Source organism: Collinsella sp. An307 (assembly GCF_002161805.1).
Taxonomy (GTDB): Bacteria; Actinomycetota; Coriobacteriia; order Coriobacteriales; family Coriobacteriaceae; genus Coprousia.
This window is the reverse complement of sequence record NZ_NFIP01000007.1, coordinates 137,019-149,345: the sequence shown is the minus strand read 5'-3', so window position 1 is coordinate 149,345 and position 12,327 is coordinate 137,019. Positions and strand designations below refer to the sequence as shown.

Here is a 12,327-nt window from a genome sequence, read left to right as displayed (position 1 = left end):
GGGGCCATCCCCCGGTGGGGCGATGCCATCGTTTGGTCGGAGCTTCATCACTCGGAGCCCTACCGGATGGACTGGGACTAGCCGGACACACATTTTGTCCTATAAGCCTGATATGCATATAAGCTGTTCTAGTTGCACACGAAGCGTGCTACATGCACATGCGTGAGCTATGACGTGAGGCGATCCGCAAGAAGCTTTAGCGCGTGTCGATATCCCTCAAGTCCCTCGCCCGATATCCGCGCAAAGCAGGCCATACCGGCATAGGAGATCTGGCGGAAGTCCTCTCGCGCATCAACATCAGAGATATGGACCTCAACGGCAGGGATACTCACCGCCTTGAGAGCATCGAGGATGCCCACGCTTGTATGCGTGTAGGCGGCAGGATTGATGACGATGCCATCGAAGGCGCCATACGCCTCTTGGATCTTATCGATGATGGCGCCCTCATGATTCGATTGAAACACTTCGACCTTGTCAAAACCAAGTTCTGCTCCAGCCGTCTCGCATAGGGCAACAAGGTCGTCATAGGAATCGTTCCCGTAGATTCCCGGCTCACGAATGCCGAGCATGTTGAGGTTGGGTCCATTGATGACTAGTGCGCGCATAGCTCCTCCTTCAGCGCATGGGCGGTCGCTGCAGCGCTTTCACGGGAACGGATAATGATGTCGGCCCAGGCACGATAGGTATCCATACGTTGGGCTGCAAGCGCCTCTACGCCGTCGCGAGCAGTGATAGGGCGACCCTTGCTCGAGAGTTCCTCGAGCCGCCGGTCAAGCATGACGATGCGGGAATTCTGGTGCAGCAGAGGATAATTCTCCTGGCGGGTCACAACGCCCCCGCCGCACGAGATGACAAGTCCGCTGCGACCGGCGATGCGGCGCAGCGCTTCCGTTTCCTCGTGTCGAAAAGCGTCTTCGCCCTGAGAGGTGATGAAATCGGAGCAGGTCGTTCCCAAAACATTCTCAAGCTCGGCGTCGATATCGATATGCTCGCGACCAAGAAGTGCGGCGAGTTCAGAACCCACCCGTGTCTTGCCGGCGCCGGGCATTCCAATGAGGGCGATGTTTTCCTCCGCCGCATCAAGTGCCGCGGTGACCTCACGGATGCGCTCGATGGTAACGGTGTTTCCCGTGTACCGCTCCACAGCGGCCGCGGCTTGGGCGACGAGCATGAGAAGGCCGCCGATGGTGGGGATGCCGCGACGTTCCGCCTCCATCATAAGACCTGTTCGCGCGGGGTTGTACACGATGTCGACCACGGCCAGAAGGGAGGGAAATGCATCGAGAGGCCAGATGGTTTCCGGACAGTTGGGATACATCCCAACGGGTGTCGCGTTCACTACGAGAGCAGCATCGCGATATGCATCGAGCTCTTCATACGTGATGCTCGGAAACGCCGAGGCGGCTCCAGCCTGCTCGGCGCTCTCGACGGTGCGGCATACCGCGACAGGCTCCATACCCAGATCTCCGAGTACGACCATGCACGTGGAACCGGCTCCGCCATGGCCACCGAAAACGAGTGCGCGCTTGCCGGCAAGCTCGAGCCCGAGTGCTTCCACAAGCATCTTGAAGCCAAAGTAGTCGGTGTTGTCACCCTTCAGATGGCCGTCCGCAAGGCGCGTGATCGTATTCACGTTTCCCAGACGCTGCGCGATGGGGGAGAGCTCATCTACTATCTCGGCAGCGAGCTTCTTGTAGGGAATGGTGACGTTCACACCCTCCCATTCGTCACCGCGTAGAAATGCCTCCACGTCTTTAGGCTGTCGCTCAAAACGAATGTAGTCGAGACCGGCAAGCTCGCGATAGATGGTGGGGGTGTAGCTGTGCCCGAGCACGCGTCCTAGAACACCGTATGGCCGGCTTTCGGCAACATGACATGTCTGTTGCGGGGACATCATCTAGAGCACCTCCGTATAGCTGCCAAAGTACCAATAGCGCTCGCATACATCCCCCAGTGAATCGAGGAGCTCGATAAACGAAGGGGCACTCACCGGACAGTCGAGGTCGAAGTAGAAGATGAACTCAAAATCACGACCCGGGATCGGGCGGCTCTCGAGTTTCACGAGGTTGATCCCCAGGGCGTAGAAGCGCTCGAGCACGCGATAGAGAGAGCCGGGCTCATGACTCACGGTCAGCATGAGGGAGGCGCGCGTTGCGCCAGCGTAGATTTCGGGCTCAGCGGATATCACGACGAACCGCGTGTAGTTGTTGTCCGAGTCCTGGACGTCTTCGTCGAGGAGATCGAGCCCGTACAGGTCGGCGCAGACGCGAGAGGAAAGGGCTGCGACATCGGTGCGCGAAGAAGATGCGACGGCCTCCGCTGCCTGAGCCGTGTTCTCGCATACATGAACGCGTACACCGAGAGATTCAAGATAGCCAGCGCACTGAGCGATTGCCTGCTCATGGGACCAGACCTCGCGAATATCCTCGATACGCGTTCCGGGCTTGGCGAGCAGATTGTGATCGATCTTAAGGCGGATGGAGCGCACGATATGGAACCGATACTCGGCCAGCAGGTCGTATACGGCGTTTACCGAGCCGGCCGTTGAGTTCTCAATGGGGAGGACACCGTAACGCACGAGGCCGTCCTTGACCGCGCGGCAAACACCATCAAAGGAGGCGAAGAACGCGATGCTCGGCAGCCTGAAGAGGCGGCTCGCGGCGATCTGGCTGTACGCTCCCTCCACACCCTGGCAGGCAATGGATGCGCGTGCTGGGAAGGGGACATCGGCGGGCTTGAGGGCGGATTTGGTCATCTCGGCGATGCTGTGCGGGTCGCCGGCAGAGAGGATGCGGGACTGCTCCGCCTTATTCATGCTCATCAAGAGCGAGAACAGTGCCACCGCTTGGGGTACGAGCTCCTCCGGTACCTGTTCGGCGACACGGGAGAGCTTCTCACGCTCACGTGCGGGGTCGAATACGGCCTTACCGGACTTCTTCTTTGAGGCGGCTACCTCGGCGGCAAGCTTCATGCGTTCGCAGAACAGGTCGAGAAGCTTAGCATCGATGGTATCGAGCCTATCGCGAATTTCGGTGAGCTCCATATCTCTCCTAACAGTCTTGCATGACCTGGGGGTCCGGCTGGGGGAAACGCCCATCTTCCAGAAGGGCATCGAGGAGCGCAAGCGCGCATACCGCCTCGGCAACCGGCACGGCGCGCGGGACGATGCAAGGGTCGTGCCGCCCATGGACGACGAGCTCGGCATCCTGCATAGCGTCCATATCGACGCTCTTCTGGGGTGCTGCAATCGAGGGCGTGGGCTTGACCGCCATTTGCCAAATGAGCGGCATGCCAGTGGAGATACCACCGAGAATACCGCCGGCATTGTTTGATTCAGTAGAAATCGCACCATCGATGATGCGGTACGGGTCGTTGTTCTCGCTGCCCTTGAGGTACGCTGCGGCAAACCCGGCGCCAAAGTCAACGCCTTTTACGGCAGGGATACCAAAGGCCAGACGCGCTATGCGATTCTCGAGCCCGTCGAACATGGGGTCTCCGATGCCGGCGGGCACGCCGTATGCGGCGCATTCGATGATGCCGCCGATGCTGTCTTTCGATGCGCGTGCATCGAGTATGGCTTGCGTCATACGTGCCTCAGCTTCAGAGGAGATGGTGGGGAAGGCCCGCACGCGAAGACGCGCGAGCTGCGACTCGTCAAGCGCGAGTTCGTCTAGCCCTTCGTCCGCAATTCCGTCTGGCCCAAGAGAGGCGATGTGGGCGGCTACCGTGATACCAAGAGAGGCGAGCGCCTGCAGGGCGATGCCGCCGACGATGCAGAGCGGCGCCGTGAGACGTCCGGAGAAGTGGCCGCCGCCCGCGACATCGTGCCAGTTTCCGAACTTGATGCGTGCGGGATAGTCCGCATGCCCCGGTCGCGGCACGGACCTTAGGCCCTCATAGTCTTTGCTGCGCGTGTTGGCATTGCGGATGATGGCGGCAAAGGGCGCACCATCGGTGACGCCCTCATGTATGCCGGACAGAATCTCGGGTCTATCCGCCTCATTCCGTTCAGTTGCCGTCTTGGACCTGCCCGGGGCACGCCGCTCGAGAAAGGTTTGCAGGGCGTCCATGTCGATAGGGATGCCGGCAGGCAACCCGTCTAGCGAGCAGCCGATGGCGGGGGAGTGAGACTCGCCAAAGATCGAGAGCTTGAGGACATTGCCGACGGTGGATGACATGGTTACATCGCCTCCTGGGTGCGTACGTCGCCGCCAAGCGTACGATAGTCGTCAAAGAAGGCCGGGTAGGACTTTGCTACCGCCTCCGCACCTTCAATTATGACAGGCCCCTCCGCGCGAACGGCTGCGACGGCGGCGGTCATGGCGATGCGATGGTCGTTATGCGCCTGCACTGTTCCGCCTGAAAGCGAGGGCTTACCGTCAATGACGAGCGAGTCTCCTTCGATACGGATATCTGCACCAAGGGCGCGCAGCATCTCAGTCGTCGTGGCCATGCGGTCAGATTCCTTTATGCGCAGGCGCGCGCAATCCTCGATGACCGTACGTCCCTCGGCGCATGCGGCAACGGCGGATATCACGGGAACAAGGTCGGGGATGTCTTTTGCTGAAAGCTTGATGCCGTGCAGCCTGTCCGGCCTTACCGTAACCGAATCAGCCCCGCGAACGACTTTCGCCCCAAACAAGACGAGCGCAGCCGTGATGTTTCGATCCCCTTGGACTGAGCGGGGCGACAGACCGCGCACCGTCAGAGGTTCCTTTCCCAGGGCGCCCGCGCAGAGCCAGAAGGCGGCATTTGACCAGTCGCCCTCGACGGCGACCGTTCCGGGGGTCCGGTATCCTTCTCCCTGTACGGTGTAAAGGGTCTGCGGCTCCTCTGCAGTGGCACCGACGAGCTTCCTCGTTCTCACGGACACGCCGAATGATTCGAGAGCCTGCACGGTTAAGGACACATAGGGCTTGCTCTCGATGCGTCCCCGCACCAGAATCTCAACCTCGCCCGGCAGCAGCGGTGCCGCAAGAAGGAGGCCCGAGATGTACTGCGAGCTCACATCTCCCGGCAGAATGAACCTGCCAGGGCGCATTCTGCCTGAGGTTCCGAGCGGGAAGGAGCCAAGTCCCGTGATATCGCAGCCGGCTGCGACAATCTCTCCGGCGAGCTCGCCGAGTGGGCGCTGCCCCAGGCGCTCGGAACCGGTAAAGACCGCGTTGGCGCCAAGCGCACAGGCAACGGGAAGCATAAAGCGTAGCGTGGAACCGGATTCACCGCAGTCGAGCTCACGGCCCTTAAGTGCGGAGAGAATGCCTTGTTCGCGACTTTTGGGAATGGGCGAGACAATATAGCCCGTATCGGTCCTATCGATATGGGCTCCGAGCGCTGTGAGGCAACGTACCGTCGCGTCGATGTCATCGCAAGTGGTCGCGCAGGCAAGCTCGGTCTTTCCGTTCGCAAGCGCTGCGGCGATGATGAGTCGGTGCGCCACCGATTTGGAGGAGATGGCGCCGACCTCGCCAACAAGGTCGCGGGGCTCGATGGTTGCAATCACGCTAGCTCAGCTCCTCTTCGGAAAGGCCGATTCTCATGAGTTCGAAAAACTGGTCGAGCTCGACTGTCTGAATAGTGCAGGAGGCAACTCCCAAGGGGAGCACCAGATCAATCGCGTCGCCTCGGCGCTTCTTGTCGTGAAGAGCGGATGCTACAAGCTCTTTTGCCTCATACGGACAGGACGTTTTAAGGCCATGCGCCTCGCAAACTTTGGCGATACGATGGGCGAGCTCGATGAGCGGCTCTGGGTCATCGGCCACGGAGGCCGTGGCGCGCGTGATAGCGACCATACCCATGGCGACAGAGGTGCCGTGGCCGAGCGCAAAGTGAGACCTTGCTTCTATGGCGTGACCAATACTGTGGCCAAAGTTCAAGAGTTTCCTCACGCCGGATTCACGCTCGTCTTGAACAACGACATTGCGCTTGATCTCAACGTTGCGTGCCACAATTGCGGCGATAAGGGGCAGGTTTTCGGAGAGGGACGCGAGGGTGATGGGATGTGCCTCTAGAATGTCGAGAAGGTTCGCGTCGGCGATGACGGCATGCTTGATAACCTCACCGCAACCGTCCGCAAGTTGCTCGGCAGAAAGCGTGCCCAAACAACCCACGTCGGCAATCACCGCTTTTGGTTGCCAGAAGGCTCCCACGAGGTTTTTCCCTTGAGGCAGGTCGACGGCGCACTTCCCTCCAACAGAGGAGTCCACCATGGCAAGCAGGCTCGTCGGTACCTGAACGTATGCGATGCCACGCAGATACGTTGCGGCGGCAAAGCCTGCCATGTCGCCCGTAACGCCGCCGCCGAGAGCTATGACGACGTCGCCGCGGTCAAGGTGGTTGTCAGCGAGGTGAGCGAGTATCTCCTCATAGGTTGCAAGTGTCTTGTTTGATTCACCTGCAGCGAAGACGAAGGTCGTTGTCTTAAAGCCGGCCTGCGCCAAGCTTTCCTCAACAATAGGGGCGTACAAGGGACCCACATTGGAATCGGTGACGATAGCTGCGTGTGCGCCTGCAACGAGCGGACGCACAATCTCGCCGACGCGCTCTAGAAGGCGTGTTCCCACATGTACGCGATAAGGGCGAGAGACATTCACGTCAACGGTGAGCGTGTCCATATAATCATGCCTCCGAATCGTCATCGAGCGCGCGTTTAATGCGGTCACCCTCCGCAAGGAGCGCCTTGAGGTGAGGAGTATCGCGCGCAACAAGGGCGTCGCGGTATGCGCCGAGTGAATCCATAAGCTGAGAAATCTCTTGTGCGAGGTTGTCAGCGTTATCAATCATGAGCTCGGACCACATCGAAGCGTTCAGATGGGCGACGCGCGTGAGGTCACGATAGCTGCCGGCAGAAAACCCGTGGTGCTCTTGCGCCGTGGGGCTTTTGACGTATGCATTCGATACCACGTGTGCGAGTTGGCTCGTGTAGGAGATGACCCTGTCGTGAGCCTCCGGCGTGGTGACGCTGAAGCTGCCAAAGCCGACCGGCAGGAGCAGGTCATGCGCTCGGTCGAGCAGAAGGAGCCGCGAGATGTCGTCGAGCTCGGGTGGGACGAGGACCATGGGAGCACCTACGAACAGGTCGGCGCGTGAGAAGGCAAAGCCGGACATCTCGGTTCCCGCCATGGGGTGTGTTCCCAGGAACGGGAAGCGTGCTGCCTGGGCGATGGCGAACGCTTGTGTGCAGATCGTCTCTTTGATGCCCGCAACATCGATAACCAAAGGCCCTGCCTGGCACTCGTGGAGCGTCGAGTCTGCGTCACGCGAGAGCTCGGCCGCTTTAGATAGGGCACCAGCGTGAGTTTCGAGCCATGTGATGCACGCATCAGGATAGGCTGCAAGTATGATGAGCTCGCATTCACCTAGAGAAGAGTCATCAAGTGCTCCCTGGATGGTCTCGATGCGCGCTGCGTCCATTACGTTAGGGTCGATATCGCTCGCAAGCACGCGCCAGCCGGCCTTAGCATAGGCCTTGGCAAAGCTTCCGCCTATGAGGCCGAGGCCGACGATGCCGACCGTGGGAGAACGTTTCCCGCCGCCATCATCGATGCTTGTCTTCCGCAAAGCGTCTACCTCGTCCATTATCTCTCCTGGCAGGCATCGGCAGTGATCGCCTCACGGATGATGCGGATGCGTGCCATGAGATCATCGAACATCTCGGGCGTAAGGGCCTGGGCGCCGTCAGACCAAGCATGTGCCGGGTCGTCGTGGACCTCGACCTCAAGGCCGTCGGCTCCGGCAGCCACGGCGGCGAGTGCCATGGGCTCGACGTAGCGCGTGTAGCCCGTCGCATGGCTTGGGTCGGCAACAACGGGTAGATGGGAGAGCTCGTGGAGCACCGGCACCGCGTTGAGATCAAAGGTGTTCCTCGTACGCGTTTCAAACGTCCTGATGCCGCGCTCGCAGAGGATGACGTTGTCGTTACCCTCGCTCATGATGTACTCGGCGGCCATCAGAAGCTCATCGATCGTGCCCGCAAGGCCGCGTTTGAGAAGGACGGGAACGCGGGTCTTTCCGACCTCTTTTAGGAGGGGGAAGTTCTGTGCGTTACGTGCGCCGATCTGCATGACGTCGATGCCGCGCGAAAGGAACTCGTCAATATCGCGCGGATCCATAATCTCGGTAACGATGGGAAGGCCCGTCTCGGCTCGGGCTTCCAGCAAAAGGTCGAGGCCACGGGGCCCCATGCCCTGATAGGCGTACGGGGATGTGCGGGGTTTGTAGGCGCCGCCTCGGAGCATCGTGGCGCCCGCTTCCTTCACGCGACGGGCGATACGGACGAGATTATCGCCTTCAACCGAACAAGGGCCGGCGATAACCTGGAAGTTGCCACCGCCGATGGGAACGCCGCCGCAGTCGATGACGGAGTCCGCCGGGTGGAACTTGCGGTTCGCTTTTTTGAACGGTTCGGACACACGCTGAACGCGCTGGACAATATCCATAGATTCCAGAAGGAACGGATCGATCTTGGTGGTATCGCCCACGAGGCCTATGATCGTCTCGTTCTCACCATGGCTCACGTGCGCGGTGAGTCCCTTCTTCTCGATCCATGAAACAAGATGGGCGACCGCATTTGAGTCGGCGTTCTTCTTCAAAATAGCAATCATCTGGGCTCCTCGGGCTCAGCGTGTAACCGTCAACGTTGGTACATAGTAACGCGAAGTATCTCGCGTACATAGAGAATTAACTCTGTCATCAGCAGCCCCTTTCGGCAGACTGGCACGCGCAGACGATTTGGGTATAATGGCTTGCGTCACGTCCCGTTAGCTCAGCTGGATAGAGCGTCTGCCTCCGGAGCAGAAGGCCACAGGTTCGAATCCTGCACGGGACACCCTAAACTGAACAGGGCCCGTTAGCACTCCTGCTAACGGGCTCTCTGCCTTTAGATCTCCCAGGCCTAGGCAACCGTGTTGCTATCGACGACGTCGTTGAACTTCGCAGGATTCCTGCGGCCTATCCACCATCGGGTATCGCGCTCGTTTCCTTCTAAAACGAGCAGTTGTGTGATTCCCGGACGATTGTCGAGCATTCTGAGGATACCGTCTGAGGTGAATGCAGCGACGACATTGCCCTTAAAGGGAAGCCCTCGCCGCATGTGTCCAAACTTAATGCCCTGGTCTTTAAACTTCTTGAAGAACGCGTCAACATCAACGCCTGACTCGAACCCGAGCATACGCTGGATGACTTCACGGGAATCAGCCGCCACAGTGCCACCGCCCTGCGCAATCAGCCAATCGATGCCGCGCTGCAGGCTCTCCGGAGCGTTAGCACCTGCGTTTCGCAAAACATAGCGTTCCATAGAACTCCTGTTGCCTCATGTATCAATACGTGATTGATGTTACCGCATGCATGACCGTTGCAGACGGCCCGATCTCTTAATACCCCTGCGATGTGCTTTAATGTCGTAGATTCATATGATCACCGGAACCGCATCCGCTTTGCGGGGGCGGTTGGGTATATCACGGTCTAAGCCTACCCGAGGAGCCTGCATGCCCCAAGACCATACCGAGCCCTTAACGGGACTCACCGCAGCCGAGGTTGCCGAACGCGTTGAACGCGGTCAGGTCAATCTCAACATGGAGCTCAAGACCAAAAGCGTTCGCCAGCTCGTTATCGAGAACCTTTGCACGCTGTTCAACCTTATCAATATCATACTTGCCGCTCTCGTGATCGCGGCGGGCTCATGGAAGAACCTCACCTTCCTTGCCATCGTCGTCTTAAACACCGGAATCGGCATCGTCCAGGCGCTGCGCTCTAAGCGCATGGTGGACAAGCTCACGCTACTTGCTACCAAGAAAGCGCGTGTTATGCGAGATGGGGAAGAGGTCGAGCTCGATCTTGAGGAAATCGTTCTCGATGACATCGTAAAGATCGGTCGTGGCGACCAGATACCTGCCGATGCGGTCGTGATTGATGGCACGGCGCAAGTGAACGAGAGCCTGCTCACCGGCGAGAGCGACCTTATTCGCAAAGATCCCGGTTCGACCCTTATGAGCGGCAGCTTCTTGGACTCCGGTCTTGTATATGCCCGCGTCATTCATGTAGGTGCTGACAATTACGTAGCTCGCATCAACAACGAAGCCAAGTACGTTAAAAAGGTAAACTCCGAGATCATGCGCGCTCTTAACGCCATCGTGCGCTTTGCGAGCATCATCATGGTCCCCTTGGGGCTCGCTCTGTTCTATGCGAGCGTGCACGAGGGCTATGAGGCTTGGGCGGCTCTTGCCCCGGACTCCTCGGCTGGATTCATCGATTGGGTGTTCTCCGGTGGCGATTCGTGGTCCCATGTCAGCGCGGCCATCCTCTCCACAGTCGGAGCGCTTCTTGGCATGATTCCGCAGGGTCTTGTTCTTCTCACCTCGTCGGTACTTGCCATCGCCACGGTGAGGCTCGCACGCCGCAAAGTGCTCGCCCAGCAACTCTACTGCATCGAGACGTTGGCGCGTGTAGATGTGCTTTGCCTCGATAAGACGGGCACCATTACCTCCGGACGTATGGAGGTCGAAGGGACCTATCCCATTGCTGTAGCAGCTTCCTTTGGGGAGGCGCTGTCCGGGGTCCCGGAGGGAGTCACCGCTCTGGACTATGCTCTCGCCAACATTGCACGTGCATCTGCCGAGGATGCTAACGAGACCGCGAAAGCCCTTCTCGATTACTATGCACGTCCCGAGAACGATGTTCCTCAGGCGGAGCTTGTTCGAGCCATCCCGTTCTCTTCTGCAAAGAAGTGGAGCGGCGCTGCGTTCAGCTGCGGGTCGTTCGTTATGGGTGCGGCCCAGTTTGTGCTCCCGCCCGACGCGTACGCTGAGGTCGCCGCCGAGGTGTCACGCCTTGCGTCAACCTGTCGTGTCCTTGTGGTGGCCGCCGTGGACGGCTTTGATGAGGACGGCGATATGGTTGGACGCGTAACGCCCATCGGCCTTGTCACCATTCGCGACGAGATTCGCTCCTCGGCAGCGGAGACCATCGGATACTTTGTCGAACAGGGCGTGACCTTAAACGTTATCTCGGGCGACGACCCCCGAACGGTCTCCTCGATTGCGCAAGTTGTGGGAATCCCCGGGGCGAGTGCTTACGTTGATGCGACCACGCTCGACACGCCGGCAAAGGTAGATGCTGCGGTCGATAGATATCATGTCTTTGGACGCGTGACGCCCATTCAAAAGCGCGAGCTGGTGCAGGCGCTTCAGCGCCGCGGCCACACGGTCGCCATGACGGGTGACGGTGTAAACGACGTGCTCGCCCTCAAGGAGGCGGATTGCTCAGTCGCGATGGCCGCCGGCTCCGACGCCGCGCGCAATGTAGCCGAGATCGTTCTTGTGGACAACGACTTCGCTGCCATGCCCGCCGTCGTGGCCGAGGGCAGACGTTCGATCAACAACCTTCAGCGCTCGGCCGCGCTCTTCTTGACCAAGACCCTCTTCTCTATGGGCCTTGCCGCCATCTGCATCGCGTTTCCGCCCTATCCCTTCCAGCCCATCCAAATGACGCTTATCAATTTCTTCTGCATCGGCTTCCCGGGCTTTGTGCTCGGACTGGAGGCCAACCGTGCCCGCGTCGAAGGCGTATTCCTCACCAACGTAGTGAAGCGCGCTCTCCCTGCATCCTGCGCTGTGCTCGTAGCCGCATGCCTCAATATGGCGGTCTGCTCCTTTGCGGAACTTGACGGTACGACTCTCTCCACCATGTGCCTTGTCACCACGAGCGCCGTGGGATGTTGCCTCATCGCACGCATCTCCTGGCCGTTCACACCGCTTCGCGCGGTGCTTCTCGGCGTTATCGTCGCAGGGCTTGCCGTCGGCATCATCGGTTTTTCTGACTTCTTCTCCATCGCCCGCCTCACCCTTGGGGTCGCAATCACCCTTCTGGTGATAAGCCTCGTCTCAGCAGTCATTTTCTTTGCTCTTGCAAAAATCATGGACAAGCATCAGACACGTCACTCGTTTGCGGCAACCGGCTTCGGCCGTGGCGTCCAAGTGAAGATGAGCCGTTCCGGTGGGCGAAGCGTTCGGTCCACACGCTCGTCGCTCCGTCGCTTTGTCTGGCGCTCGCGTGACCGCATCAACCGCTATCTCGCAGACAAAAAGCACGCCGAGGAGATGCGAGCCGCCGATACCGCCCTTCGTTCTGAGATCCCCAATGAAGCTCCCGCTCCCGGTGTTCCCGATCGGCGAGCAAAGTCCTCTGGCGCCTCAGGCAAGCGCGTTTCAACCAGTAAGGTCGCGAGTCCAAACAAGAAGAGAACGCGCACTGTTACAAAATCCGCGCAGGGAATTCGCGTGTCCATGCCGTCTCGTAAATCAAGTAGGATGAGAGACCACGACTGACCCT

At 59.4% G+C, this 12,327-nt stretch carries 10 protein-coding genes and 1 tRNA gene; 2 read left to right on the top strand and 9 right to left on the bottom strand.

What is annotated here, in order from left to right; genetic code table 11:
- Positions 1–167: 167 nt before the first annotated feature.
- The 8 genes from aroQ to aroF all read right to left on the bottom strand — a co-directional run bounded on the left by aroQ (position 168) and on the right by aroF (position 8,603).
- Positions 168–605, bottom strand: coding sequence for a type II 3-dehydroquinate dehydratase (gene aroQ, locus B5F89_RS07415; RefSeq protein ID WP_087431136.1), 438 nt, complete (start codon positions 603–605; stop codon positions 168–170).
- A complete protein-coding gene (locus B5F89_RS07410; protein WP_239286709.1) occupies positions 593–1,834 on the bottom strand; it encodes a shikimate kinase in 1,242 nt (413 codons plus the stop codon). The genes aroQ and B5F89_RS07410 overlap by 13 nt, the downstream gene beginning before the upstream one ends.
- A gap of 63 nt (positions 1,835–1,897) precedes the next feature.
- Complete coding sequence (locus tag B5F89_RS07405; RefSeq protein WP_087431135.1) at positions 1,898–3,043, bottom strand: bifunctional chorismate mutase/prephenate dehydratase; 1,146 nt, start codon at positions 3,041–3,043, stop codon at positions 1,898–1,900.
- A gap of 7 nt (positions 3,044–3,050) precedes the next feature.
- Entirely contained in the window at positions 3,051–4,178 is a 1,128-nt protein-coding gene (gene aroC, locus B5F89_RS07400) for a chorismate synthase (protein WP_087431134.1), read from the bottom strand.
- A gap of 2 nt (positions 4,179–4,180) precedes the next feature.
- Complete coding sequence (aroA, locus tag B5F89_RS07395) at positions 4,181–5,503, bottom strand: 3-phosphoshikimate 1-carboxyvinyltransferase (RefSeq protein ID WP_087431133.1); 1,323 nt, start codon at positions 5,501–5,503, stop codon at positions 4,181–4,183.
- A 1-nt stretch (position 5,504) separates the two neighbouring features.
- Complete coding sequence (gene aroB, locus B5F89_RS07390; protein WP_087431132.1) at positions 5,505–6,614, bottom strand: 3-dehydroquinate synthase; 1,110 nt, start codon at positions 6,612–6,614, stop codon at positions 5,505–5,507.
- A 4-nt stretch (positions 6,615–6,618) separates the two neighbouring features.
- Positions 6,619–7,578, bottom strand: coding sequence for a prephenate dehydrogenase (locus B5F89_RS07385; protein ID WP_087431131.1), 960 nt, complete (start codon positions 7,576–7,578; stop codon positions 6,619–6,621).
- The gene (gene aroF / locus B5F89_RS07380; RefSeq protein WP_087431130.1) at positions 7,578–8,603 is read right to left on the bottom strand and encodes a 3-deoxy-7-phosphoheptulonate synthase; all 1,026 of its coding nucleotides are present in this window, start codon (positions 8,601–8,603) and stop codon (positions 7,578–7,580) included. The genes B5F89_RS07385 and aroF overlap by 1 nt, the downstream gene beginning before the upstream one ends.
- A 150-nt stretch (positions 8,604–8,753) precedes the next feature.
- Here aroF and B5F89_RS07375 point away from each other — a divergent pair.
- Positions 8,754–8,827, top strand: a tRNA-Arg gene (locus tag B5F89_RS07375).
- A 66-nt stretch (positions 8,828–8,893) separates the two neighbouring features.
- Here B5F89_RS07375 and B5F89_RS07370 read toward each other — a convergent pair.
- Entirely contained in the window at positions 8,894–9,295 is a 402-nt protein-coding gene (locus B5F89_RS07370) for a hypothetical protein (RefSeq protein WP_087431129.1), read from the bottom strand.
- Between the two features lie 190 nt (positions 9,296–9,485).
- On the opposite strand from B5F89_RS07370, the gene B5F89_RS07365 reads away from it, so the two are divergent.
- Positions 9,486–12,323, top strand: a complete 2,838-nt coding sequence (locus B5F89_RS07365; protein WP_087431128.1) for an HAD-IC family P-type ATPase — start codon at positions 9,486–9,488, stop codon at positions 12,321–12,323.
- The last annotated feature ends 4 nt before the right edge of the window (positions 12,324–12,327 follow it).